Consider the following 25,006-nt stretch of genomic DNA (forward strand, 5'->3'; position numbering starts at 1 on the left):
AGGGTCTTTGGGGGCGAGCGGCGTCAGGCCGCCAGCGGCAGGCGCAGTTCGGTCAGCAGGCCACCGCCCGGGTTGTTGGACAGGCGGACCTCGCCGCCGGCGGCGCGGGCGATGTTGCGGGCGATGGTCAGGCCGAGGCCGAGACCGCCGGTCTGGCGGTTGCGGGACTGTTCGAGGCGCACGAAAGAGCCGAACACGGCATCGATCTGCGCCTGCGGTATGCCTGGCCCCTCGTCGCGGATGGTAAGCAGGATCATGTTTTCCGACCGACGCAGCGAGAGATGCGCCTTCTTGCCGTAGGTGATCGCGTTCTGCATCAGATTGGTGACGCAGCGCCTGAGCGCGACCGGCCGCGCCATGCAGATCAGGCCACGCGAGCGGGTGTCGTCGTCGAACGAGACCTCATCATAGCTGTCGGCGATCGACTCCACGAGCGACCAGAAGTCGATGCGTTCGTTCTTTTCCTCGGTTACCTCGAAGGTGGCGAAGTCGATCACCGAGCTGGCGATGCTCTCGACATCGGCGAGATCGTGCGCCAGCGCCTCGCGAACCGCCGATTTGCGCAAGAGCTCCAGGCGCAGGCGCATCCGTGTCATCGGCGTGCGCAGATCATGCGCCAGCGCCGCCGCAAGATGCTCGCGGTCCTCGACATATTCGCGCAACCGGGTCTGCATGGCGTTGATCGCCTTGGCGGCGGCACGGACCTCGCGGCTGCCGCTCTCGGCGATCGGCGGGCTCTTCAAATCCTTGCCGATCCGGTTCACGGCGGTTTCCATCATCCGGTAGGGCGCCGTCAGCCGGCGCAGCGACCAGATCGACATGATCACCACCAGGCCTGCGATCAGCGAATAGAGCGGCAGGCTGTCGAAGCTCAGGATCGGGCCGACGGGTGTGATCGGCTCGGTGAAGTTCAGCCATTGGCCGTCGGCGAAGCGCAGCGACGCCGTCAGCTTGTCGCTCTGGGCGAAGTCGGCGGCCAGCACCAGGAGGTCGCGTTCGACCTGGCCGATATCGGGTCCCGGCGCCATGCCGGTGGCATCGTCGGCCTCGCGCGTCGCCGGATCGCGCCGCACGCGCGCATCGGTGATGCCGAACTTCGACAGCCGGCCGACGAGGATGTCTTCGAGTTCCGCCAGTTCGTCGTCGCCGGCAATCGACGAGGTCACCGCCGGCGTGTCCGTGACGGTGAGCGCGTAGGTGGCATTGAACAGACCGGTCGCCGTCGCCTTGCGTTGCTCCGGACTGGCGTCGTGCATGAGCTGCACCAGCGAGAAGGCACGGTCGTTGAGGCGATAGAGGTCGACGACGTCGTTGGCGGCGGCGCGGTCGCGCGACACGATGTAGAGGGTCGCGACCTGGCTGATCAGCAGGCCGGCAATGACGATCAGCAGCACCCAGACAGGCAGGGTCTGCGGCAGGAAACGTCTCATTCGGAGGTCGTCTCGGGCAGGAACTGGTAGCCGCCGCTGCGCACGGTCAGGATCAGCTTGGGCGTTTTCGGGTCGTCTTCCATCTTGCGCCGCAACCGGCTGACCAGGATATCGATGCTGCGGTCGAAGGAGTAGTCGCTGTCGCCGCCGGACAGTTCGATGAGCTGGTCGCGGGTCAGCACACGCTGCGCGCTCTTGACGAAGGTCTGCAGCAGGTTGAATTCCGCCATGGTCAGCTCGACCCTGACATCGTCAGGCGCGATCAGCCGGCGCCGCGAACAGTCCATCGTCCAGCCGGCGAAACGGTAGATCTGCTTGCTGGTGGCGCGCTTGGGTTCGGCGGCGCCGTTGCGCCGCAGCACAGCGCGGATACGCGCCAGCAGCTCGCGCGGGTCGAACGGTTTGGGCACATAGTCGTCGGCGCCCATCTCCAGCCCGACGACGCGGTCAGTGGTCTCGGTGACGGCGGTCAGCATGATGATCGGTGTCGAATACTGGGCGCGAAGGTCGCGGCACAGCTCCAGCCCGCTCTTGCCGGGCAGCATCACGTCGAGGACGATGAGGTCCACCTGCGCCCGGCGCAGGATGGTCTCCATCTCGGTGCCGTCGGCGGCAACCGAGGTGTGCAGGCCCCGCTTCTGGAAGAATTCCTGCAGCAGGTCGCGGATGCCCTTGTCGTCGTCGACGATCAGTATGTGTGCGTCGGATTTCACAGCAGCCCTGTCATTGTTGATTGCCAAGCCCTTCTGTCGCAACCCACACGATAGAATTCAGGCCATATGTTGGCCAGTGGTGATGATGGGTTCACACCGGCTTTCTCAGACACAATCCAGAAACAAAATTCTACAGTTCAGAAAAACTCCTGAAAAAATTCAACGGCATAACTGATCTCGTGGCGGTCAGGTCATCGGCTGCGACGCTAGTCTCCGGGTTTACGGAAAAACCGATGCCAAGGTTGTCGATCAGTTTGTTGGGTGCGTTGCTGGGCATTTGCCTGGTTACTGCCGCTGTCGGACAATCGGACGCAAAGGTGACGCCCACCACCCGGAGCGAACGGTGCGCCAATCTCAGCCACCAATTTGATGAAGCCCTCGAAACCCACGCCACGGCAACGCAGGTCACCGCGGCAAAGGCACTTCAGAGAAAGGGTAACCGGTACTGCGCCGCCAAGAAACAGGCACAGGGCATCCGGATGCTCGCCAACGCTTTGAAGCTGCTTGGAGTGACACCGAACGACCCGGTTCAGTGACGCTCGAAAATTCGACCCGCATAAAAAGGAAATGAAGCCATGAAAAAGTCCCTCCTCTCCGCCACCGGTCTTGCCGTCGCTCTCGCCTTCTCGATGCCGGCTCTCGGCAACGCCGCTGCCACCACGACCGCTGCTCCGGCTGCCACCACGACCACCGCTCCGGCTACCGCCGCTCCGGCCACGACTGCTCCGAAGAAGGTCGTCAAGAAGACGGTCAAGAAGCACAAGAAGGCTGCCAAGAAGGCCGTCAAGAAGGACGCCCCGAAGGCTTGATCCAGGTCCGGCATAACATGCCTGCCTAGTGACAAGGCCGCTCCAGCTGGTTTCGGCTGGAGCGGCCTTCTTCCTGTCCGAACCGCTGAAAGCCCCCGTATCGGCGATGAAGCGGACGGATGGGTCCGGATGTTTGGCTGAAGCCCGGCGCCGGCAGCTTCCGCCTTGACCGACTTTAACCCGTTTGCAATGCCGGCCGTGTAGGGCAGTCCGCATGAAAAAGCGGCTTTCGTCCATTTTGCGCTCGATTGTGTTCGGCGGCCTGGTTGCCACTGGCGCCGCCAGGGTGGTGATCCTGTTCACTGCCAGCCCGGTGCCGGACCCGGCCAGCGGACGCACCGAGCCTTCGCTGTTCGCGCCGGCGATTTCCACCAACTGGGACTACATCACGCCGGCACAGACCTGGCTGCTGATCGTGCTCACCGGCACAACGCTGATCTGCGTCGCCGCTTGGCCGATCGCGGCATGGCTGGAACGCCGGGCGGATGCGGGCGGAAACCGCCTTCGGTCCGATATGCCGTCCGTCACGGCCGCGCGGCTGATTCCGGGGCGTCGGATGTTCGGCCGTCAGGACCGTTGAACGGCAACCGACACTTTCCCACATAGTTGTGAGTGGCCGCACCCGTCGGACACCGGTTTTTGCGCGCCAATCAAAATAGACGGCCGCTCTCGCCGATGCCAGAATGCGAGCCAGGTCGCTTACGCAAATTGTCGGTTCGAATGCCTGAAATCACCACAAAACCGCGTACCCAGGTCAAGCCGCAGACCGAGCGGCCAAAGCTCTACAAGGTCATCCTCATCAATGACGATTTCACGCCGCGCGAATTCGTGGTGACGGTGCTGAAGGGCGAGTTCAAGCTGAGCGAGGACCAGGCGCACCGGGTGATGATCACGGCGCATCGGCGTGGGGTCTGCGTCGTTGCCGTCTTCACCAAGGATGTGGCCGAGACCAAGGCGACGCGGGCCACCGATGCCGGCAAGGCCAAGGGCTATCCGCTGCTGTTCACGACCGAGCCCGAAGAGTAGTCCTACCGCCCCTCGCGGTACCACATCGAACCCATAGCCAGAAGCAGCAGGCCAAGGCCGAGGAAGCCGCCGAACAGCGGCACGCGCGAGACGGCCTTGAGCACGCTGTCGTCCGTCGTGCGCAGGCCGATCCAGTCGCTGCCGGATGCATCACCGGCCGAGCGCACCGGCACGATCGAAGGCAGCGTCACGTCGCTGCCAAGGGCCGAGGATGACGCCAGCCGCCGCACGCTGCCGCCGGTGGCTTCCGCCGGCGCCTTCAGCCGGTTTTCGGTGGAAATGACGTCGGCGAATTCCGGCGCGTTGACCGGCCCGACATGGGCGAGCGCAGTAAGGTCGCCATTGGCCACCTGGTAAAGGCCGATCTCGCTGGTTTCGGCGCTGCCGAGGAAGACGCCGGGCTCCGATTTCTCGAGCTTGACCGTCAGTGTCTTGCCGGAAGGTGTGATGATCTGCGCCGGGCCTGGATCATCGGCCATCGTCTGGCGGCGGATTTCCAACACCATGCCGCGGCCGTCGGCGGTCAGCCGCTCTTCCTCGAGCTCAGGCTCCTTCATCAGCCAGTGGGCGATGCGCCGGTAGAGCTGGACATGCGGGCCGCCACCCTCGAAGCCGCGCGCCCACAGCCAGCCCTGGTCGGACAGAAGCATGCCGACGCGGCCTTCTCCCTTGCGGTCGAGCAGCAGCAGCGGCCGGTTGTCGGCGCCCTTCATCACGATCTCGCCTTCGGGATTCTGCACGCCGATGGTGCGGAACCAGCGGCTCCAGTGCGGCGGCTCGGTGGCCGAACCGTCGAGCCCGCGCGTTACCGGATGGCGCTGGCCGAGATCGGTGAGGCGCGGATAAAAGGCCTTGTCGACCACCTCGCCGGTCGGCATTGCCGGCAGGGCCGACATCAGCGGCGTGCGCGCGATCGAGCTTTCGCCGGCATATTCGGGGCCGGCCGCGATCAGCAAGGCGCCGCCCTTTTCAACATATTCGGAGATGTAGTCGTAATAGAGGATCGGCAGCACGTCGCGGTGCTGGTAGCGGTCGAAGATGATGAGGTCGAAATCCTTTATCTTCTCGACGAACAGCTCGCGGGTCGGGAAGGCGATCAGCGACAATTCGTTGATCGGCGTGCCGTCCTGCTTTTCCGGCGGCCGCAGAATGGTGAAATGGACGAGATCGACCGAGGCGTCGGATTTCAACAGGTTGCGCCAGGTGCGCTCGCCCGCATGTGGCTCGCCGGAGACGAGCAGCACGCGCAGGTTTTCGCGAATGCCGTCGATCAGCGCGATGGCGCGGTTGTTGGTGTCGGTCAGTTCGCCCGGTTGGCGGTCGATGGCGAGCTCGACGATGTTGCGGCCGGCGCCAGGAATGGTCACCTGCAGCGGCATGGCCTGGCCGACGGTGGCATGCTCGACCGCGACCTGCTCGCCATTGACCGAGACACGGACATCAACCGGGCCGGTCTCGTTTTCCGTCGAGATGACGCGGTAGGTCATGTCGAGCGGCTTGCCGACAAGGCCGAAGCGCGGCGCGTTCTCGAAGCGGATGCGGCGATCCTTTTCGTGGTCGTTGCCGGTGATCAGGGCATGCAGCGGGGCGTTGAAATCGGGTGCGCCCGCGGGCGCGTCATGCACCTCGCCATCGGTGATCATGATGGCGCCGCCAATGCGTGACGGCGGCACGTCGCGGAAGGCGCCTTCGAGCGCGCCGAACAGCCGTGTCTCGGTGCGCTCCTCGGCGGCCTGCGATTTGCCGGCCTCGACAACACGCACGTCGAACTGCTTGAAGCGGCCAAGACGCTGCTGCAGCCCGGCGAGCGCCTCGTCGGTCTGTTCGGTGCGGTCGCCGATATCCTGGCTCTGACTGCGATCGACGATGAGCGCGACAACGCTTTTCAGCGGCTCGCGCTCCTCGTTGAGGAACACCGGGTTGAACAGGGCGGCGGCGAGCGCGAGCAGGGCGACGAAACGGAAGATGGCGCCACGCTGGCGAAACCACAGGCCGACGAGCGCCAGCAGCGCCAGCGGCACCAGCACCAAGGCCAGCAATGGCCAGGAGATCAGCGGTTCGAGCGAGATCGACCAGTTCATGCGTTACCCTCGCCCGTGTGGGGAGGGTCGATCCGCATAGGGAGCGCTACGAGGAACGTCATCCTACTGCCCCAGCCGTTCAAGCAGTATGGGCACGTGCACCTGGTCGGATTTGTAGTTGCCGGTCAGCATGTACATCATGATGTTGACGCCGGCGCGCAGCGCGTAGATGCGCTGCATCGGGTCCGCCGGCACGGTCGGCAGCAACGGATCGCCATTCTCGTCGACCGCCCAGGCGCCGGCGAAATCATTGGCGGTGATCATGATCGGCGAGACGCCGTCGCCGGTGCGCACCGGCCGGTTCTCGGCATTGCTGGCGTCGAGCGAGGCCTCGACCCAGAGCGGGCTGCCACTGAAGCGGCCGGGAAATTCGGGCAGGATGAAGAAGGATTTGGTCAGCACGTGGTCTGACGGCACCGGTTCCAGAGGCGGCACGTTGAGATTGCCGAGAATGTCGCGCAGCCGCTCCGTCGCCGGGCTGGTCGAATCGGCGCCGATGCCGTTGGCGAACTGGTCGCGGGTGTCGAACAGCACAGTGCCGCCCTGCTGCATATAGGCGTCGATGCGGGCGATCGCGGCCTGGCTCGGCATGGGTGCGGCCGGATCAATCGGCCAGTAGATCAGCGGGTAGAAAGACAGCTCGTCCTTCGCAATGTCGATGCCGGCCGGCGCACCCGGTTCAAGTGCTGTCTTCTCGACCAGGAAACGGGTCAGGCCTTCGAGCCCGGCGCGGCTGATCGAATCGTCGCCCGGCACGCCGGTCAGCACATAGGCGATGCGGGTCTTCGATATGGCCTCGATGGCAACCTCGTCGCCCGGCTTGGCGTCGTCGGCGCGGGCAAGGTCGGCATGGCTAAACAGTGCGCCGAGGCCAATCAGGATCGCGGCGGTGGTGGCCACGGCACCGGCACGGCGCGGCCGGCGTGTAAACAGGCCGCCGATCCAGAAAACCGCCAGCGTGTCGAGCAGCATCAGCAACAGGGCGGCCGCGACCAGCGCACCCTTCAGGTTGCGTGATTCGTCAAAGGCATACTGGATCGATGTGACGGAGACAGTGATTTGCGGGCGCGCCAGCGGCGCGAACGTGCTCGCGGCATCGAGCAAATTGTGGGCGAAGACGCCGGTCTCGGAGCCATAGAGGCCGGGCGGGTTCTCGAAGGTCACCGCCAGCGCGGGACCCGGCACCAGCGGCCGTGCGTCCGGTGTCGGCGGCACCAGCGAGCCGTCGGCTGAGATCATGCGGTAGGGCGCCAGCGAGGTGGCGGCGGCTTCGGCATTGGCGATCGCCGCACCCTGGTTGCGCGACAGCTGCACGATGCGGCGCAGCATTTCGACGAAGCTGCCCGAGATCGGCAGGTTCGACCAGGTCGCCTCGGGTGTGACATGGAACAGCACCAGCGTGCCCTTGCCCTTCTTCAGTCCGGTGACCAGCGGCGTGCCATCGGCGAGCGCCGCCCAGGTGCGCTCGACGATGTCGGGTGTCGGTTCCGCCAGCACCTGCCTGCTGACAGTTACCTCGGTGGGCGGGGCGAGGTCGGCGAACGGGCCGGCCTTGGGGAATTCGGTGACCGGCTGCGGCGACGTCCAGGACAGCGCGCCGCCGAGCGAACGCTCTCCGGTACGCAGGCGGACCGGCAGCAGGTCGTCGTCATTGCCGGCGGCGGCCAGCCGTGACCCGGCAAAACGCACCAGCGTGCCGCCATTGTCGACCCAGTCGACCAGCCTTTGCCGGACCTGTGCGGGAATGGTGCCGATGTCGGCCATGATGATCATCGCCGGCTTCTGGTCGAGTATCTGCGGGATTGCGTCGGCGAGGTCGGCGCTGGAGGGTTCGACAAGATCGGCGAAGGGCTGCAGCGCGCGCCTGATGTAGTAGAGCGGTGACAAAAGCGGCTGCGCCTGGTCAGCCTCGGCCTGCGATAGCAGCCCGACGCGACGGCGCTTGGAGCTTTCGTCTAGGACGCGCACGGCGCCGGCCTGGCGTTCACCGTCGAGCGCGATCGAGGCGAAGTCGTTGCGCAACTCGAACGGCACCGCCATGGTGCCGGTGGCGGTGGTTTCGCCAGGCGAAAAGGTCAGCGTCGCGTCGGCGATGCGGCGGCCCTTGTCGTCGAAGGCGCCGGCCGTGACTTGCGCCGGGGCCGGGTCGCCCGGCGCGCGGATGGCGGTCAAGGCAAAGCCATCGACCTGATTGTCGGCGGTGGTCAGGCCAGTCAGCGACAGCCGGTCGGAACTGGCCCAGACGACGCGGGCGGCATTTTTCGACAACAGCGTGTTGAAGGCGGCCTGGTCGCCTTTTGCCGCCAGGCCGTCGGCAAGCACGGCGACGCTGGCGCCGGGCAAGCTGTCCAGCACGCCGGCGACGCGGGCATAGACGCCGGGCCGGTCGGTCGGGATCGGTCGCGGCTTGGCGGCGCGCAGCCGGTCGAGGGCGGCGGCGGCATCGAACGGTCCGATTTCCGAATTGGGCTTTTCTGCGGTGAAGGCGATGATGACAGGCACGCCGTTCGAACCGGCGTCGTTGATCAGCCGTTCGGCGGTGGCGACGCGCTTGTTCCAGTCGGCGGCACTTGCCCAGTCATTGTCGATGACCAGCGCCAGGGCCGCACCCTCGGCCGGCAGTTTCTCGCGCGGGTTGAACACCGGTTCGGCAAGTGCTGCGACGATGAGGGCGGCCATCAGGAGCCTGAGCAGCGTCAGCCACCACGGGCTTTGCTGCGGCGTCTCCTCGCGCTTCAGCACGCGCGCCAGGATCTTCAGCGGCGGGAAGATTTCCATCTGCGGCTTGGGCGGCGTCAGCCGCAGCAGCCACCAGATCACCGGCAGCGCCAGCAGGCCCCACAGCACCATGGGGGCGCCAAAGGAGAGCGGCAGCCAGCTCATGCGACGGCCTTTCCGGGCTGACCGCCACCGCTCAGCCCGGCATGACCAGAGGTCAGCCCGGCATGGCCGCCGTCGGCGGTCATCGCCAGGTGCAGGCGCACCAGTGCGTCGGAAGCCAGCCGATCGGTGTGGTTGACGGTAAAGCTCCAGCCGAGCCGCTTGCACCAGGCAGCCAGTTCGTGGCGGCGGGCGGTGTAGAGCAGGCGGTATTCATTGCCGAGCATCTCGGCGCGGCCGGCGGTCAGCTTGTCGCCGGTCTCGGGATCGGTGAACTCGGTGCGGCCGGCATAGGGGAAGGTTTCCTCGGCCGGGTCGGCGACCTCGATCAGGTGGGCACGCACACCGTGGCGGGCCAGCACGTCGAGCCAGGCCATCGTTTCCTCGACCGGGTCGAGGAAGTCGCTGGCGATGACGATGTCGCAGAAGCGGCGGATGTCGGACAAATCGGGTTTTGCCGGCAGTTCGCCGGCGTGCATGAGCTGGGCGGCGATGCGCTCGGCGCCGTTGCGGGCGGTGAACGGATCGGTGAGGCCCGGCCAGGCGATGCGCTCGCCGCTGCGCGACAGCAACTCGGCCATCGCCAATGTCAGCACCAGCGCGCGCGATTGCTTGGAGACGCTGGCGCCGGTCGACTTGTAGAGCATCGACGGCGAGGGGTCGGCCCACAGCCAGACCGTATGGGCAGCCTCCCATTCGCGGTCGCGCACATAGGTATGGTCGTCGCGGGCCGAGCGGCGCCAGTCGATGCGCGAGGAATCGCCTTCGACATAGGGCCGGAACTGCCAGAAATTCTCGCCGATGCCGCGCTTGCGGCGGCCATGCCAGCCGGCGATCACCGTGTTGACGATGCGGCGCGCCTCGACCAGCAGGTCGGGCACAAGCGAGGCCCGCAACCGGCCACGGGCGAGCGCGTCGCGCGTCGCTGCCGGAGCCTGGACCTCGCCGATGCGCGCCATCAAATCCCTTTCACAAGCTTCGCCACCACGTCGCGAACGCTGGTGCCTTCGGCGCGGGCGGCGAAGGTCAGCGCCATGCGGTGCTGCAGCACCGGCTCGGCCAGCGCACGGACATCGTCGATGGAGGGCGCCAGCCGTCCATCGTAGAGCGCGCGCGCCCTTGTGCATAGCATTAGCGCCTGGCTAGCGCGCGGGCCGGGGCCCCAGGCGACATGCTTGTCGGTCTCGGCATTGCCCTGGCCAGGACGTGCCGAGCGCACCAGCGTCAGGATCGCCTCGACGACGCTTTCCGGCACCGGCATGCGGCGGATCAACGTCTGGATTTCCTTCAACCGAACCGGTTGCAGCACGTTCTGCGCCTTCGCGTCCTCGATGCCGGTGGTTTCCAGAAGGATGCGGCGCTCTGCCTCGATTTCGGGATAGAGGATGTCGACCTGCATCAGGAAGCGGTCGAGCTGGGCCTCGGGTAAAGGATAGGTGCCTTCCTGCTCCAACGGATTCTGCGTCGCCAGCACATGGAAGGGCGCCGGCAGGTCGTGGCGGGCGCCGGCAATGGTGACGTGGTACTCCTGCATCGCCTGCAGCAGTGCCGACTGGGTGCGCGGCGAGGCGCGGTTGATCTCGTCAGCCATCAGAAGCTGGGCGAAGATCGGCCCGGAGATGAAACGGAAGGAACGCTTGCCGAATTCGTCCTGCTCCATGACCTCGGAGCCGAGGATATCGGACGGCATCAGGTCGGGCGTGAACTGGATGCGGCGCGAATCGAGGCCGAGCACGACGCCCAGCGTCTCGACCAGCTTGGTCTTGGCTAGGCCCGGTACGCCGACCAGCAGCGCATGGCCGCCGGCCAGCAGCGCCACGAGCGTGCGCTCGACGACACTTTCCTGGCCGAAGATGACCCGGCCGACCCCGTCGCGGATCCTGGAGATGTCGGCCAGCGCCTTCTCGGCCTCGGCGATCATGTCCTTTTCGCTGATCGGGCTTTCCTTGACCATCACGCTCATGCAGCATCGATCCTTGTGGTTGGAAATACCGGCCCGCACCATAGCACAGGTTGCCGCGATTCGGCCTCGCGTGGCGCCTATGTTCGAACTTAAATCACAGACTTAGGCTGACAAGCGGAACAACAGTGACTATTTCGTGACCATGACGGAACACTCCGAACATCGCGAACAAAGCCTTACGACCGCCACTGAGGCGCGCGGCCTCGAGGCACTGATCTCGCGCGCGGCCCGCGCCGGCAAGGGCGCGGCGCCGGTCGAGCGCTGGAATCCCGACTTCTGCGGCGATCTAGACATGGAAATCAAGGCCGACGGCACCTGGTTCTATCTGGGCACGCCGATCGGGCGCATGCCGCTGGTGCAGCTTTTCTCCTCGGTGCTGCGAAAGGACCCTGACGGCAGGACTTATCTGGTGACACCGGTGGAACGGGTCGGCATCCGCGTCGCCGATGCCCCGTTCATCGCCGTCGAGATGGATGTTTCGGGCAGCGGCGAGGCACAGATCATCACCTTCCGCACCAATGTCGGCGACGTGGTCGAAGCCGGACCGGAGCGGCCGCTGCGCTTCGTCGACGAGAACGAGACCGGCGGCCTGAAGCCCTATGTGCTGGTTCGGGGGCGGCTGGAGGCGCTGGTGGCGCGGCCGGTGATGTACGAGCTGGTCGGGCATGGCGAGGAGATCGAAATCGGCGGCAAGTCCATGTTTGCCGTGCGCTCGAAAGGCGCGGTCTTTCCGATCATGCCGGCGGACCAGTTGAAGCGGCTGAGCACGTGATGGACCAGGTGCCGCCAGCGCCATTTTCGTCAGCGGATTTTCGCGCGCGCTTTGCCGCGCAGCCGGATGCGCATGCCGGCGACGACTATGGCGATCATCGTTTCAATCCCGGCCATCCGCGCCTCAACCAGGGCAAGCCGCTGCGCAATGCCGCGGTGCTGATCCCGGTGGTCGATCATGAGGGCGATGCGACGGTTCTCTTGACCAAACGGGCCGAAAGGCTGCGCGACCATTCGGGGCAGGTGGCTTTTCCCGGCGGCACCATCGATCCGACCGATGCCAGTCCGGAAGCGGCGGCGCTGCGCGAAACCTTCGAGGAGATCGGCCTTGCCCCGGATCGCATCGAGATCATCGGCCGCATGCCCGATTATGTCGCCGGTAGCGGCTACCGCATCGCGCCGGTGCTGGGCATCGTGCGGCCCGGTTTCCAGCTCGCCCTGAATGCCGACGAGGTCGATGCCGCCTTCGAAGTGCCGCTGCATTTCCTGATGGACCCTGCCAACCACAAGCGCGACAGCCGCATGTGGAACGATCTCGAATGGTTCTTCTACGACATGCCTTATGGCGACCGGCGCATCTGGGGCGTCACCGCCGGCATCATCCGTGCGCTTTACGAAAGGCTTTATGCGTGAGTGTCTCGATCGCGGGCAGGGCCGACTGGCTCGGCGACAAGCATCTGCAGCGCCTGCTGGCCGCGCTGACGGAAGGTGGTGAAGAGGCACGTATCGCCGGCGGTGCCGTGCGCAACACGCTGATGGGCCAGCCGGTCGCCGACATCGACATCGCCACCACGTGTCTGCCGCAGGAGACCATCCGCCGCGCCGAGGCGGAAGGCTTCAAGGCGGTGCCGACCGGCATCGAGCATGGGACGATCACCGTTGTCGCCGGCGGCAAGCCCTATGAAATCACCACCTTGCGCGCCGATGTCGAGACCGATGGCCGTCGCGCCAAGGTGTCGTTCGGGCGCGACTGGAAGCTTGACGCCGAGCGGCGCGACTTCACCATCAACGCGCTCTATGCCGGGGCCGACGGCGCTGTCATCGACCTGGTCGGCGGCATCGCCGATATCGAGGCGCGCCGGCTGCGCTTCATCGGCGATGCGGAAGCGCGCATCCGCGAGGACTATTTGCGCATCCTGCGCTTCTTCCGTTTCTTCGCCTGGTATGGCGATGGCCGGCCGGATGCCGAGGGGCTGAAAGCCTGTGCCCGGCTGAAGCAAGGGCTGGCCCAGCTTTCGGCCGAGCGCATCTGGTCGGAGCTGAAGAAGCTGTTGTCGGCGCCTGATCCCTCGAGGGCGCTGCTGTGGATGCGGCAGGCCAGCGTCTTGACCGCCGCGCTGCCGGAAAGCGAGAAATGGGGCATCGATGCGATCCATGGGCTGACCAAGGCCGAGAAGGATCTGGGCTGGGCACCAGACCCTCTGCTCAGGCTGGAAGCGATCGTGCCGCCGGATGCGGCGCGCGTGAAGACGCTCGCCGAGCGACTTAAGTTTTCGACTGCCGAAGCGGATCGCCTGCGCCACTGGGCGCTGGCCACTGCCGTCGAGCCGAAGACGACCGAGGGCGAACTGGCGAAGCGGCTCTATCGTGGCGACCGGCAAGGGTTTGCCGACCGCCTGCGGCTGTCGCTTGCGGCGGCGCGGGTGCGCGCTGTCGAGGACAATGACGCGCTGCTTGAAGCCGGTGGTTTTTCGCGCCTGCTTGCCTTCACCCTGAAATGGGAAAAACCGTTGTTTCCGCTAAAGGGCGCCGATCTGACCGCGCTCGGGGCAGTTCCAGGGCCGAAGCTTGGCGAAATCCTCAAGAACCTTGAGGCGGAATGGGTCGAAGCGGGATTTTCGCCCGATCGCGGCGCGTTGCTTGAACGCGCCGCAGAAGCCTTGAAAGCCGGGTAGAGTATCTGTCAAACGCAATTCCGGACAGAAAGACCGCGGGACACTTTTCCGGGAATTGGTGGGATCACGCCGCGTCGCGGGCCTTCTCGATGCGGGAGCGGATCGCCTCGATCATCGTCTCGCGGATGACCGTCTCACCATGCGTCTCGCGCATGTGCTCGACGGCGCGGCGCATGACCTCGGCCTCCTCGTCGGCACGCGTGTGCCAGTCACAGCCGGGAACCAGCGACCCGCAGTGAAATTGCTTCATGGGATTTCTCCTTTTCCTCCGTGGAGCCTGAGGCTCCGATACTTTTTTGGCTCATGGTCCAAGGTTGAATCTTCGGACCGGGAGCAGGGTGAAAACCATAACACAGATGGGGTGGTATTGGTTGCGGTCAACGGCAAAAAGGCGGAGCAGCTGCTCCGCCTTTTAGCGCTACCCCGAGACAGGACCAGACATCGTCTCGTCCTGCCGTGGCAGTCAGGCCGTCACTTTGCGACCTTGACGGCCTCGGCAACCTTGTTCTTGCCGCTCATCTCCCATGAGACGCGGACCTTTTCACCGACCTGCAGGCCAGGATCCTTGAAGGTCTTGGAAAGCGTAAAAGACGATCCGTCATCGAGGACCAGGCTCATGGCCGTCGCGTCAAAGGTCTTGATCGTTCCGGTGGTGTGCTTGACGGCGGCGAATGCCACCGAACCGGAGGCGAGAAGGGCAGCGGCGGCAGCCGAAACAATGATCTTGCGCATTGCGAAGTACTCCTGGGAAGGCGGGCATCCTCTTAACGAAGATGTCCCGCATCGTCTTGGGCCGTCCGGTCGCGTCGGGTCGCGGTTCGCTTTCGTCTTGACGCAATTCAGGACGGAAACCGGTTTCGTTTCCTGGAATTGCGCTCGGGCGAACCGCCGGCGCTTCCCGACCCGGCGCAACAAATAGGCCAGTCTTTTCAATCGCCTATTAGACGAAAAAGAAATTTTTCGGGGTGCTGCGTGCCACATTCCCTGCCCATTTCGAGCAAATGGGACATCAATGCGGCTCACATCGCGCTCACCATTTTGTTACGGCCAGCGGACCTCGGGCGGCAGGCTGGAGAGGATCGACGCGACATTGCCGCCGGTCTTCAGGCCGAAGATGGTGCCGCGATCGTGAAGCAGGTTGAATTCAACGTAGCGGCCACGGCGGATGAGTTGTTCGTCACGGTCGCCGTCGGTCCAGTTCTCGTTGAAGTTGGCGCGCACGAGGTGGCCGTAGACGACGAGAAAGGAGCGGCCGACATCCTGGACGAAGTTGAAATCGGCATTCCAGCCGCCCTTGTCCTCGCCCGAATGCAGCCAGTCGAAGAAGATGCCGCCGGTGCCGCGTGGCTCGTTGCGGTGCGGCAGATAGAAATACTCGTCGCACCATGCTTTGAATTTCGGATAGTCGGCGACCTCGGGGCTCTTCTCGCAAGCGAACTGCATGGCCCGGTGGAAGGCGATGGTATCGGGATCGTCCTGGGTGCGGCGGCGGTCGAGCACCGGCGTCAAATCGGCGCCGCCGCCGAACCATTGGCTAGACGTGACGACCATGCGCGTGTTCATGTGCACAGCCGGAACATTGGGATTCCAGGGGTGTGCGATCAGCGAAATGCCGGATGCCCAGAAGCGCGGGTCTTCCTCGGCGCCGGGCATCTGCTTCCTGAATTCGGGTGAGAACTCACCAAAGACCGTCGAAGTGTGGACGCCGACCTTCTCGAAGACGCGGCCATGCATCATCGACATGGTGCCGCCGCCGCCCTTGCCTTGATCGCGTTCCCACGGCGTCTTTTCGAAACGGCCCGGCGACCACGAGGCCAGCGGACCGCCAAGATCCTCCTCGATCTGCTCGAAGGCGCCGCAGATGCGTTCGCGCAGCGCCTCGAACCACAGGCGCGCCTTCATCTTCTTCTGTTCGATGTCGGCGGGCAGTCCTGCCGGTATTTCAGGTCGTTCCAAGTGCCGTCTCCGGTTGTGGGCAGCTAGTCCCTACAAATGACTCGTCTTTTGCCGGCGCGATCCCTAATCTCTTAGGGGCAAGGGTCAAGTGTCATTAAGGTGCAAGGGAGTTGTTTCGTGCGCACCCCGGCAAGACCGCCGCTGGATGGCCTGAAGAAGAGGCTCGATCAAAGCCGGGCTGAGCGCGTGCGCATGCCGCGGGACGGTTTTCTGCGCGAGACCTTCGTCCTGCCGCGTTCAGATGCGCGTCTCAAGGCCAAGGAATGGTTCGAACGGTTTCCCAAGCAGGCCTACTGGACCGAGATCGAAAGCTGGTTCGAGCGGCCGGGCGACCTGATCGAGTTCACCATCAGGCGGTTGCCGGCGGCAGACTGAAGTGCGCATGCTCCCCGACAAAGGGGGCTCAGCCAGCCATAAGCCGCCTCGCGCCGGTGCCTTGCCTTGCCAGCCGGTCGCCTTTGTTGCGCAGCGGGCATTTGTCGATCGACATGCAGCCACAGCCGATGCAGTCGGTCAGCCCGTCGCGCAGTTTCTTGAGTTGGGCGATCTTGTGATCGAGCCCGTCGCGCCAGGCGGTCGACAAAAGGTTCCAGTCGTCGCGCGTCGGCGTGCGGCCTTCGGGCAGGGATGCCAAGGCCGCGCCGATCTCGGCCAGTGAGATGCCGACCTCCTGCGCGACCTTGATGATCGCCACCCGGCGCAGCACGTCGCGGCCGTAGCGGCGCTGGTTGCCCGATGTGCGGTGGCTGCTGATCAGGCCACGGGCTTCATAGAAATGCAGCGCCGACACTGCCACCCCGCTGCGCATAGCCACCTGGCCGACCGTCAATTCCGTTACCGGCGCCATCGCTACTTTTCCGCTCCAATTTTTCCGCTTGACCTCAAGTTAAGTTGAGCTTGTAGCGAAGAAGGCCTGGATGTGCAAACGAAGGAGACGGCGACGTGCGCCTGGGTCAAGATGACGGGAGTTGACAGCGAACTCCTAGCCAAGCTGCCGGAGGGCTTCGCCCGCCACCATAGCGACGGAAAGCGCGACGTTGATGCTGCGCGCCGCCCCCTGCATGGGGATGGTCAGGCGCGCATCCGCCGCCTGATGGACGGGATCCGGCACGCCTGCGGATTCGCGGCCGAACAAAAGGATGTCGCCACTGGCGAAACGGAAGCTCGTATAGGGAATCGCGGCCTTGGTCGACAGGAGCACCAGCCGGCGCGCGCCGGCCTTGCGCCAGTTCTCGAAGGCGTGCCAGTCGACATGCCGGGTCAGATCAGCCATTTCGAGGTAATCCATGCCGGCTCGCTTGAGCGCTCGGTCGGAGAGCGGGAAGCCGGCCGGTTCGATGATGTCGACGTCAAGTCCGAGGCACGCGGCGAAGCGCAGGATTGTTCCGGTGTTGCCGGCGATGTCAGGCTGATAGAGCGCGATGCGAAGACGATCGTTCATTTCCGCGTCCTTCTAATAAGTGGCAGATCGGCCACAGCGGGCTCGCGGTTTTGGAAATTGCTGGACCTGCGGGTGGCCATTTTCTGCGAAGTCTTGTATATGCCGACCATTGTCAACCCGAACCGATGGAGGGGAAATTCATGATGACCATGCACATCCAGCGCCCCTCTTGTGGGCTTGTACGCCCCACGGCGGTTTCGGTACGACGATTCTCCTGACGCTCTAAGACTTGATCGCACCGATTCCCGCCGAAACGCTTTTTCGGCTCTCGAAGGAATCCTGCGATGTTTTTCAAACTGTCAAAGGGGCTGACCGCCCAACCTGAACGAGTCCGGACCGACGCTCGCCGTCATGTCTCGACCGACGCAATCCATGCCTCCGGCCGAATGCCGGCGGACGATATGGATTCGCCCTTTTATCTCTATTTTCACACGGAGGACGGGCCGATGTTCGATCCCTACAGAATACCTGGCTCCAGGAGCCTGCACGACCGGAAAATGGCGACCTGGGCGCTGCTGATCGGAGAAACCTATTCGTCGGCGGTTCATGCCGAAGTCCGCCGCCGGCCGCATCGCGGCATGCTGCCGGATGTCGATTTCTCGAGCGCGGTTCCCGACCACAGCCGGCCGTCGCTGGTGCGCCGGCTGATCCGACTGATGCGGCCCGGGCCGAAGCTCCGGATCGTGGACAGTACGCCGTCAGGATCAGCAAAAGAGCCTGTCGGCGAAATGCCCGCGAGCCCCTATATTGCGCAAAGCAAGGCCGACGGCCCGGATGATTCCGGTCCGTCGGCCAGCGACGCCATGCGTTCCGGGGACATCGTACGTTCGCGTGCCGCGTAAGCGGAAACAGATTTGTGAGCATGATCTATGTTGTTTGGCTGGTTTGAAAAAAGGCTCGATCCGTTCCCGGCAGCGGAACCGGTCGAGCCGCCCAAGACGCTGGTGGCCTTCTGCGTGCATTACACACGCGGCGCCTGGCCCTATATCCTTATCGACGCGGTGCTGGTGACGGCGATCGCCATCGCGGAAGTGTGGATGTTCGGCTTCCTCGGCCGCATCGTCGACTGGCTGTCGGGCCAGAATCGCGAGACTTTCCTTCAGACCGAAGCCTGGAAACTCGCCGGCATGGCTTTCATCGTGCTGTTCGCGCTGCCGGGCACGGTGTGGCTCCATTCGCTGCTCAACCAGCAGACGCTGATGGGCAACTATCCCATGCGCATCCGCTGGCAGGTGCACCGCTACCTGCTCAAACAATCGATGAGCTTCTACCAGGACGAGTTCGCAGGCCGCATCGCCACCAAGCTGATGCAGACGGCGCTCGCCGTGCGCGAATGCGTCATCAAGCTGATCGATGTACTGAATTACGTCATCGTCTATTTTCTTGGCATGCTGTTCATCGTCGGCTCGGCCGACTGGCGGCTGGCGACGCCGCTTGTTGTCTGGCTCATCAGCTACATCCTGTTGCTGCGCTATTTCATCCCGCGGCTGGGCAAGGTCGGCGAGGCACAGGCCAATGCGCGCTCGACCATGACCGGCCGCGTCGTCGACAGCTACAGCAACATCCAGACGGTCAAGCTGTTCAGCCATGCTCGCCGCGAGGCGTCCTTCGCCAAGGAGGGCATGGCCGGCTTCCTCGACACTGTCTACCGGTCGATGCGGCTGGTGACGGTGCTCTACGGCCTGCTCTACATCATGAATTCGCTGCTGCTGTTTTCGGTCACCGCGCTGTCGTTGTGGCTGTGGCTCGGCCAGTCGGTGACGATCGGCGCGGTCGCCGTGGTCATCGGGCTGGTGCTCAGGCTGTGGGGCATGTCGCAGTGGATCATGTGGGAGATGTCGGGCCTGTTCGAGAACATCGGCACGGTGCAGGACGGCATCGCCTCGATCTCGCTGCCACGCCTGGTCGAGGACCGGCCGGGTGCAAAGGACATTGCCGTCTCCAGGGGTGAGATCCGCTTCGACGACATCCGCTTCCACTATGGCAAGCAGAAGGGTGTCATCGAGAGCCTGTCGCTGACGGTGAAGCCCGGCGAGAAGGTCGGTATCGTCGGCCGCTCGGGCGCCGGCAAGTCGACGCTGGTCAACCTTCTGCTGCGTTTCTACGACTTGGAGAGCGGCAAGATCCTGATCGACGGTCAGGAGATCGCCGCGGTGACACAGGATTCGCTGCGCGCCCAGATCGGCATGGTGACGCAGGACACCTCACTGCTGCATCGCTCCGTGCGCGAGAACATCCTTTATGGCCGGCCAGATGCCAGCGACGAACTGCTTGTCGAGGCAGCACGGCGCGCCGAGGCGCTGGACTTCATCGTCGGGCTTTCGGATGCCAATGACCGCAAAGGGTTCGACGCCCATGTCGGCGACCGCGGCGTCAAATTGTCCGGCGGCCAGCGGCAACGCATCGCCATTGCTCGCGTTATGTTGAAGGACGCACCGATACTTATCCTTGACGAGGCGACGTCGGCGCTCGATTCCGAGGCTGAGGCGGCGATCCAGGAGAATCTCTACAAGCTCATGCAAGGCAAGACCGTCATCGCCATCGCGCACCGGCTGTCGACCATCGCGGCGATGGACAGGCTGGTGGTGATGGACAAGGGCAGGGTCATCGAGGAAGGCTCTCATGACGAGCTCGTTGCCAGCGGCGGGCTCTATGCGCAGCTCTGGCAGCGCCAGTCGGGCGGCTTCCTGCTCGAGGATGGCCCGGCCGACGTCGCCAATGACGCACTTGCAAAGGGCCAAGCTGCCGAATGATGACTGCCGTCTATCGCTGGTTCGAGAACTGGGTCTATCCGTTCAGGGAGCCCGCGAATCTTCGGCCACCGACCAGCGTCGGCGGTTTTCTCTGGCACTATGTCGGCCAGGCGAAGTTCGCCTTTTTCGCCATGCTGGTCATCGGCGGCATCGCGCCGCTGGTCGAGGCCGGCCTGTTCTACTTCGTCGGGCGGCTGGTCGATATTCTCGACCAGCTTCCCAGTGAGCGCAGCTGGCACGCGCTGTGGACCGCCGCCGGTCCTGAACTGGTGTTCATGATCGCGGTGGTGCTGGTCATCCGCACCGTCGTCGTCGGCCTGTCGGCGCTGGTCGACGAACAGACGATCACGCCCGGCTTCTACAATCTGGTGCGTTGGCAGGCGCACCGCCACGTGTCGCGCCAGTCCTACGCCTTCTTCCAGAATGATTTCGCCGGTCGCATCGCCACCAAGGTCTGGCAGGCGGGGCAAGCCACCGGCGACCTGATGGAAAGCTTCATCGAGGTCGTCTGGTTCATGATCGTCTATACGGTGACGACGCTGGCGCTGGTCGCCGGGCTGGATCTCAGGCTGGCGGGGCTGGTGGTGATCTGGATCTCCGCCTTCGGCTGGCTGGCCAAGCTCTATGTGCCGGCAATCCGCAAGCATGCCGAGGAAACCGCTGAGGCCGGCTCGATGATCAACGGCCGCATCGTCGATTCCTATTCCAACGTGCAGACGCTGAAACTGTTCTCGGCCGACGGCGACGACCGCTACATCAAGAACGGTTTCGACATCTATCTCGACGCGCTGCGCCCGTTCACCCGCCGGCTGACCGGCGTGCGCATGGCGCTGACAACGCTGTCGGGCATCATGATCACGACGATCGGCTGCTTTGCCGTCTATCTCTGGCTCGAAGGCTCGATCACCGTGGGCGCGGTCGCCTTCACGCTGTCGCTGGTGCTTCGGCTCAACATGCTGCTCGGCCGGCTGATGATGCAGCTCAACGGCATATTGCGGAATCTCGGCGTGCTGGAAAACTCCAAGGCGCTGATCTCGCAGCCGCTCGGCCTCACCGATGCGCCCGACGCCAAAGAGCTCGTGGTTACCGGTGGCCGCATCGAGGTGAAAAATGTCGAATTCCATTACGGCAAGGGGTTCGGCGTGCTCAACGGCATCGACCTCGTCGTGCGGCCGGGCGAGAAGGTCGGGCTGGTCGGACCATCCGGCGCCGGCAAGACCACGCTCGCCAATTTGATCCTGCGGCTCTACGATCTGGAAAGCGGGTCGATCACCATCGATGGTCAGGACGTTTCCGATGTGACGCAGAATTCGCTGCGCGCCAATATCGGCGTCGTCAGTCAGGACACGGCACTGTTCCACCGTTCGCTGCGCGACAACATCAAGCTCGGCATGCCTGACGCGACCGACGCCGAAGTCATCGCGGCGGCCAGGAAGGCCGAAGCGCACGAGTTCATCCAGACCTTGCGCGACAACAGGGACCGTACCGGCTACGAGGCCTTTGTCGGCGAGCGCGGCGTCAAACTGTCGGGCGGCCAGCGCCAGCGCGTGGCGATCGCCCGCGTCTTCCTTAAGGACGCGCCGATCCTGATCCTCGACGAGGCAACGTCGGCGCTGGATTCCGACATCGAGGCGGCGATCCAGGAGAATTTGACGCGGCTGATGGAGAACAAGACGGTCATCGCCATCGCCCACCGGCTGTCGACCATCGCGGCACTCGACCGGCTCGTGGTGCTCGACGGCGGACGTATCGTCGAGCAAGGCACGCATGACGAACTGGTGGCGCTCGACGGGCTCTATGCGCGGCTGTGGAAGCGGCAGTCCGGCGGCTTCCTCTACCATGAGGACAGCGTGCTCGAAGAGACGCGGCCGGCGGAGTGAGGATATGGCTGGATCGGCGGAGGGCAGCTACGTGCTCAAGCGGCTCCGGCCAACCACGCCGGCGTTCGACGCGCTGAAGGAAGAAAGCCGGCTGGAAGGCTACTGGATGCTGGTGCGCCTGGCAGATGGCTGGGCAGCCGGCCGCAACAAGTTCCTGAAGCGGGGCGAGGCGCTGTACGGGGCATGGCATGGCCGGGAACTCGCCGGCGTGTGCGGGCTGAACATCGATCCTTATTTCGAGGGCGGGGACCAGGGCCGGGTCCGGCACCTGTTCGTCAGTGCGCGTCACCGCCGAACCGGCCTTGGCCGTATGCTGGTCGAGACCGTCATCGACAGGGCCCGTTCCTATTTCGCCGTGCTGAACACCCGCGCACCGCAAGAAGCCTTCGTTTTCTATGAGCGGCTTGGCTTTCTGCCGGTGGCGGGCGAAGAATTCGTCACACACCGCATGATTTTTGGGAAAGGGGGCTGAAATGTCGCTGCGTCCGCCATCTCATCTCGCCGGCGCCTCTGCCGCCGAAGCCGCCTTTGATGCGCTCGGCCATGAGATCCTCGCCGAGAAGGCGGCCGCACTCGGCCGCGCCGGCCAGCGGGTCGAGGAAACGCTGGCCAGGCTGCGCGACAATGGCGACGAGCAGCTGCGCCCCAGGCTTCTCAAGGATGCCGCCGAAGCGGTGCACGGCTATTTCATCCAGCGCGAACTGTGCGGCTTGCGCAAGCACGACGCCGTCATCCGCGAATACAACATCCCGAAGGCGGTACTGGTCAGGCTTGGCGCGAAATAGCTCTATCTGTCTGTTTGTTCGACCATGATCTCCAGCGAAAACCGGTTTCCACTTTTCGGGATCATGGTCACTCAAGCCATTCGGTGATGAAACTGCCGTTCTCGTGAATGTCGGTCGTTTCCAGCGGACCTGGGCCGAGATTGGTGAATTTGTGCGGCATGTTGGGCGGAACGATCACGATCTGGCCTGCGGATGCCTCGATCTCCTTGTCGCCGACCGTGAACAGGCCGGTGCCCTGGCGGATGATGAAGATCTCTGCGTAGGGATGCGCGTGCAGCCGCGGACCGCCGCCGACATCAGGCAGATAGTTGAAGATCAGGCAGGAGTTCGAACCGTAGGCGCCGCATTGCAGCTCGCCCTTCCAGCGGTCGGAGCGAACAGCCCAAGTGTCGCGGTCTATGACGTGTGCCATGGCGGCGAGGATAGACCAGGCCCGTGTCGGGTGTCGAGGTGGCGGCGAAGCCCGGAATTGCGGTTGTTTCCCTGTTGTTTAGCGATCTTCGGCGGCCATTCGGCATCGCGGTGCCAGGCGGCGGATTTTGTCCCCGCGACAATCTGCCCTTGTGCCTTCACCCGTCTGGACAAAAACGGGCTTCACGCATAAACCGAAGTCCAAATGCCGGAGGAATTCGCAAGCCTGTTCGCCATGCGCAGTCGGGTTGGCGCAATTGAGCGGGGAACAAGGCTCAGCCACCGGCGCGGAAGAGGCGAAAGGATCAGGCACCCGTGAGCGCAACCGACATCCAGGATCCCAACCGTCGTGATTTTCTCTACGTCGCCACCGGCATGGCCGCAGTGGTCGGCGCGGGTGCCTTCGCTTGGCCGTTCATCGACCAGATGCGCCCCGACGCCTCGACGCTGGCGTTGGCCTCCGTCGAGGTCGACGTCGCCTCGCTGACGCCGGGCATGTCGCTGATCGTCAAATGGCGTGGTAAGCCTGTCGTGGTGCGCAACCGCACAGAGCAGGAGATGAAGGACGGCGAGGCGGTCAAGCTGGCAGACCTCAAGGATCCGATCGCGCGCAACGCGAACCTTCCAGCCGATGCGCCGGCGACCGACGCCAACCGCACCACGCCCGGCAAGGAAGCCTGGATGGTCATGGTTCAGGTCTGCACCCATCTGGGCTGCATTCCGCTCGGCCAGGAAGGCGATTTCGGCGGCTGGTTCTGCCCGTGCCACGGCTCGGTTTACGATACGGCCGGCCGCATCCGCAAAGGCCCGGCGCCCGAGAACATGGCGGTGCCGGTATTCAAATTCATTTCCGATACCAAGATCCTTATCGGTTGAGGCAGGGGATATTTCGATGAGCGAGGGACACTCGACCTATACGCCCAAGACCGGTATCGAACGCTGGTTCGACGCCCGTATGCCGCTGCCGCGGATGGTCTATGACAGCTTCATCGCCTATCCGGTGCCACGCAACCTGAACTATGCGTGGACCTTCGGCGGCATCCTGGCGATCATGCTGGTGGCGCAGATCCTGACCGGCATCGTGCTTGCCATGCACTACACGGCTGACACCAATCTCGCCTTCGGCTCGGTCGAAAAGATCATGCGCGACGTGAATTCGGGCTGGCTGCTGCGCTACATGCATTCGAACGGCGCGTCGTTCTTCTTCATCGCCGTCTACATCCACATCTTCCGTGGCCTCTATTACGGCTCCTACAAGGCGCCGCGCGAGCTGCTGTGGATCCTCGGCTGCATCATCTACCTGCTGATGATGGCGACCGGCTTCATGGGCTACGTGCTGCCTTGGGGCCAGATGTCGTTTTGGGGCGCCACCGTCATCACCGGCTTCTTCAGCGCCATCCCGCTGGTCGGCGAATGGATCCAGCAGCTGCTGCTCGGTGGCTTTGCCGTCGACAATCCGACGCTGAACCGCTTCTTTGCGCTGCACTACCTGCTGCCGTTCATGATCGCCGGTGTCGTCGTCCTGCACGTCTGGGCACTGCATGTCGTCGGCCAGTCGAACCCGACCGGCATCGAGGTCAAGTCGAAGACCGACACCGTCGCCTTCACCCCTTACGCGACCATCAAGGACGCGTTCGGCATGATCGTGTTCCTGTTCTTCTTCGCCTATTTCGTTTTCTACCTGCCGAACTATCTCGGCCATCCCGACAACTACACGGTCGCCAACCCGCTGAAGACGCCGGCCCATATCGTGCCGGAATGGTACTTCCTGCCGTTCTACGCGATCCTGCGCGCCATCACCTTCAATGTCGGGCCGATCAACTCCAAGCTCGGCGGCGTGCTGTGCATGTTCGGCGCCATCGTCATGCTTTTCCTGGTGCCATGGCTCGACACTTCCAAGGTGCGTTCGGCGGTCTACAGGCCCTGGTACAAGCTGTTCTTCTGGTTGTTCGTGGCTGATGCCATCCTGCTTGGCTGGCTGGGCTCGCAGCCTGCCGAAGGCAGCTATGTGTTTATGGCGCAGATGGCGACGTTGTTCTACTTCGCCTTCTTCCTGGTTGCGCTGCCGGTGCTCGGCCTGATCGAGACGCCGCGAAGGCTGCCGAACTCGATCACCGAGGCTGTGCTCGAGAAGAACAAGGGCGGCAGCGGGCATCCGGCGGGTGCAGCGGCCGCACCAGAGACCAAGGGCTGAGCGGTAGAGAATCTAAGG

General features: G+C 64.2%; 27 protein-coding genes. 15 read left to right on the forward strand and 12 right to left on the reverse strand.

The genetic code is table 11. The annotated features are described in order from the left end of the window. Positions 1-23 precede the first annotated feature (23 nt). A complete protein-coding gene (locus AC1RZR_RS12745; RefSeq protein ID WP_477270187.1) occupies positions 24-1,430 on the reverse strand; it encodes an ATP-binding protein in 1,407 nt (468 codons plus the stop codon). Then, the gene (locus tag AC1RZR_RS12750) at positions 1,427-2,143 is read right to left on the reverse strand and encodes a response regulator (RefSeq protein WP_477270189.1); all 717 of its coding nucleotides are present in this window, start codon (positions 2,141-2,143) and stop codon (positions 1,427-1,429) included. The genes AC1RZR_RS12745 and AC1RZR_RS12750 overlap by 4 nt, the downstream gene beginning before the upstream one ends. Positions 2,144-2,376: 233 nt before the next feature. On the opposite strand from AC1RZR_RS12750, the gene AC1RZR_RS12755 reads away from it, so the two are divergent. The 4 genes from AC1RZR_RS12755 (at position 2,377) to clpS (ending at position 3,978) form a co-directional block, all read left to right on the forward strand. Further along, on the forward strand, positions 2,377-2,679 hold the full coding sequence (locus tag AC1RZR_RS12755; protein WP_477270191.1) for a hypothetical protein: 303 nt from the start codon (positions 2,377-2,379) through the stop codon (positions 2,677-2,679). Positions 2,680-2,718: 39 nt separating this feature from the next. Continuing rightward, positions 2,719-2,952 carry a hypothetical protein gene (locus AC1RZR_RS12760; RefSeq protein WP_477270193.1) on the forward strand — a complete coding sequence of 78 codons (234 nt, stop codon included), beginning with the start codon at positions 2,719-2,721 and terminating at the stop codon, positions 2,950-2,952. A gap of 214 nt (positions 2,953-3,166) precedes the next feature. Then, positions 3,167-3,532 (forward strand): hypothetical protein, encoded by a 366-nt coding sequence (locus AC1RZR_RS12765; protein WP_481828576.1) that lies wholly within the window; start codon positions 3,167-3,169, stop codon positions 3,530-3,532. 140 nt (positions 3,533-3,672) lie between these two features. Beyond that, entirely contained in the window at positions 3,673-3,978 is a 306-nt protein-coding gene (clpS, locus tag AC1RZR_RS12770; RefSeq protein WP_111542847.1) for an ATP-dependent Clp protease adapter ClpS, read from the forward strand. A 2-nt stretch (positions 3,979-3,980) separates the two neighbouring features. Here clpS and AC1RZR_RS12775 read toward each other — a convergent pair whose 3' ends face one another. The 4 genes from AC1RZR_RS12775 to AC1RZR_RS12790 all read right to left on the reverse strand — a co-directional run bounded on the left by AC1RZR_RS12775 (position 3,981) and on the right by AC1RZR_RS12790 (position 10,902). Continuing rightward, entirely contained in the window at positions 3,981-6,059 is a 2,079-nt protein-coding gene (locus tag AC1RZR_RS12775; protein ID WP_481828577.1) for a hypothetical protein, read from the reverse strand. A gap of 63 nt (positions 6,060-6,122) precedes the next feature. Continuing rightward, positions 6,123-8,942: a DUF4159 domain-containing protein gene (locus tag AC1RZR_RS12780; protein WP_481828578.1), complete on the reverse strand. Its 2,820-nt coding sequence runs from the start codon at positions 8,940-8,942 to the stop codon at positions 6,123-6,125. Beyond that, positions 8,939-9,898, reverse strand: coding sequence for a DUF58 domain-containing protein (locus AC1RZR_RS12785; RefSeq protein WP_481828579.1), 960 nt, complete (start codon positions 9,896-9,898; stop codon positions 8,939-8,941). Before AC1RZR_RS12785 ends, AC1RZR_RS12780 begins: the two co-directional genes overlap by 4 nt. Beyond that, positions 9,898-10,902 (reverse strand): AAA family ATPase, encoded by a 1,005-nt coding sequence (locus AC1RZR_RS12790; RefSeq protein ID WP_477270203.1) that lies wholly within the window; start codon positions 10,900-10,902, stop codon positions 9,898-9,900. Before AC1RZR_RS12790 ends, AC1RZR_RS12785 begins: the two co-directional genes overlap by 1 nt. Before the next feature lie 142 nt (positions 10,903-11,044). Here AC1RZR_RS12790 and AC1RZR_RS12795 point away from each other — a divergent pair, with 142 nt between their 5' ends. Genes AC1RZR_RS12795 through AC1RZR_RS12805 form a run of 3 tightly spaced genes read left to right on the forward strand, consistent with a single transcriptional unit; the run spans position 11,045 to position 13,568 of the window. Beyond that, positions 11,045-11,674: a DUF1285 domain-containing protein gene (locus AC1RZR_RS12795; RefSeq protein ID WP_481829054.1), complete on the forward strand. Its 630-nt coding sequence runs from the start codon at positions 11,045-11,047 to the stop codon at positions 11,672-11,674. Next, complete coding sequence (locus AC1RZR_RS12800; RefSeq protein WP_481828580.1) at positions 11,674-12,306, forward strand: CoA pyrophosphatase; 633 nt, start codon at positions 11,674-11,676, stop codon at positions 12,304-12,306. Before AC1RZR_RS12795 ends, AC1RZR_RS12800 begins: the two co-directional genes overlap by 1 nt. After that, complete coding sequence (locus AC1RZR_RS12805) at positions 12,303-13,568, forward strand: CCA tRNA nucleotidyltransferase (protein ID WP_481828581.1); 1,266 nt, start codon at positions 12,303-12,305, stop codon at positions 13,566-13,568. The genes AC1RZR_RS12800 and AC1RZR_RS12805 overlap by 4 nt, the downstream gene beginning before the upstream one ends. A gap of 64 nt (positions 13,569-13,632) precedes the next feature. Here AC1RZR_RS12805 and AC1RZR_RS12810 read toward each other — a convergent pair whose 3' ends face one another. The 3 genes from AC1RZR_RS12810 to hemF form a co-directional block, all read right to left on the reverse strand. After that, on the reverse strand, positions 13,633-13,818 hold the full coding sequence (locus AC1RZR_RS12810; RefSeq protein WP_172348929.1) for a DUF1059 domain-containing protein: 186 nt from the start codon (positions 13,816-13,818) through the stop codon (positions 13,633-13,635). Between the two features lie 221 nt (positions 13,819-14,039). Continuing rightward, on the reverse strand, positions 14,040-14,300 hold the full coding sequence (locus AC1RZR_RS12815; protein ID WP_379100973.1) for a DUF1344 domain-containing protein: 261 nt from the start codon (positions 14,298-14,300) through the stop codon (positions 14,040-14,042). A gap of 309 nt (positions 14,301-14,609) precedes the next feature. Further along, on the reverse strand, positions 14,610-15,524 hold the full coding sequence (hemF, locus tag AC1RZR_RS12820) for an oxygen-dependent coproporphyrinogen oxidase (RefSeq protein ID WP_481828582.1): 915 nt from the start codon (positions 15,522-15,524) through the stop codon (positions 14,610-14,612). 117 nt (positions 15,525-15,641) lie between these two features. Between hemF and AC1RZR_RS12825 the strand changes: the two genes are divergently transcribed. Next, positions 15,642-15,899 carry a hypothetical protein gene (locus AC1RZR_RS12825; protein WP_013529975.1) on the forward strand — a complete coding sequence of 86 codons (258 nt, stop codon included), beginning with the start codon at positions 15,642-15,644 and terminating at the stop codon, positions 15,897-15,899. Positions 15,900-15,927: 28 nt separating this feature from the next. Here the strand turns inward: AC1RZR_RS12825 and soxR are convergent, their stop codons facing one another. Further along, complete coding sequence (gene soxR / locus AC1RZR_RS12830; RefSeq protein WP_481828583.1) at positions 15,928-16,371, reverse strand: redox-sensitive transcriptional activator SoxR; 444 nt, start codon at positions 16,369-16,371, stop codon at positions 15,928-15,930. A gap of 135 nt (positions 16,372-16,506) precedes the next feature. Further along, complete coding sequence (locus AC1RZR_RS12835) at positions 16,507-16,965, reverse strand: tRNA (cytidine(34)-2'-O)-methyltransferase (protein ID WP_481828584.1); 459 nt, start codon at positions 16,963-16,965, stop codon at positions 16,507-16,509. 497 nt (positions 16,966-17,462) lie between these two features. Between AC1RZR_RS12835 and AC1RZR_RS12840 the strand changes: the two genes are divergently transcribed. Genes AC1RZR_RS12840 through AC1RZR_RS12860 form a run of 5 tightly spaced genes read left to right on the forward strand, consistent with a single transcriptional unit; the run spans position 17,463 to position 22,383 of the window. Continuing rightward, positions 17,463-17,807, forward strand: a complete 345-nt coding sequence (locus tag AC1RZR_RS12840) for a hypothetical protein (protein WP_481828585.1) — start codon at positions 17,463-17,465, stop codon at positions 17,805-17,807. A gap of 27 nt (positions 17,808-17,834) precedes the next feature. Further along, positions 17,835-19,718 carry an ABC transporter ATP-binding protein gene (locus AC1RZR_RS12845; protein WP_481828586.1) on the forward strand — a complete coding sequence of 628 codons (1,884 nt, stop codon included), beginning with the start codon at positions 17,835-17,837 and terminating at the stop codon, positions 19,716-19,718. After that, the gene (locus AC1RZR_RS12850; protein ID WP_481828587.1) at positions 19,715-21,598 is read left to right on the forward strand and encodes an ABC transporter ATP-binding protein; all 1,884 of its coding nucleotides are present in this window, start codon (positions 19,715-19,717) and stop codon (positions 21,596-21,598) included. Before AC1RZR_RS12845 ends, AC1RZR_RS12850 begins: the two co-directional genes overlap by 4 nt. 4 nt (positions 21,599-21,602) lie before the next feature. After that, the gene (locus tag AC1RZR_RS12855) at positions 21,603-22,070 is read left to right on the forward strand and encodes a GNAT family N-acetyltransferase (protein WP_477270223.1); all 468 of its coding nucleotides are present in this window, start codon (positions 21,603-21,605) and stop codon (positions 22,068-22,070) included. A gap of 1 nt (position 22,071) precedes the next feature. Next, positions 22,072-22,383: a DUF6665 family protein gene (locus AC1RZR_RS12860; RefSeq protein WP_477270225.1), complete on the forward strand. Its 312-nt coding sequence runs from the start codon at positions 22,072-22,074 to the stop codon at positions 22,381-22,383. Between the two features lie 67 nt (positions 22,384-22,450). Here AC1RZR_RS12860 and AC1RZR_RS12865 read toward each other — a convergent pair whose 3' ends face one another. Further along, the gene (locus AC1RZR_RS12865; RefSeq protein WP_477270227.1) at positions 22,451-22,795 is read right to left on the reverse strand and encodes a cupin domain-containing protein; all 345 of its coding nucleotides are present in this window, start codon (positions 22,793-22,795) and stop codon (positions 22,451-22,453) included. Positions 22,796-23,109: 314 nt separating this feature from the next. On the opposite strand from AC1RZR_RS12865, the gene petA reads away from it, so the two are divergent. Next, entirely contained in the window at positions 23,110-23,670 is a 561-nt protein-coding gene (petA, locus tag AC1RZR_RS12870) for a ubiquinol-cytochrome c reductase iron-sulfur subunit (RefSeq protein ID WP_379100948.1), read from the forward strand. 16 nt (positions 23,671-23,686) lie between these two features. Beyond that, complete coding sequence (locus AC1RZR_RS12875) at positions 23,687-24,988, forward strand: cytochrome b (RefSeq protein WP_477270230.1); 1,302 nt, start codon at positions 23,687-23,689, stop codon at positions 24,986-24,988. Positions 24,989-25,006 lie beyond the last annotated feature (18 nt).

Source organism: Mesorhizobium bavaricum, from assembly GCF_056781655.1.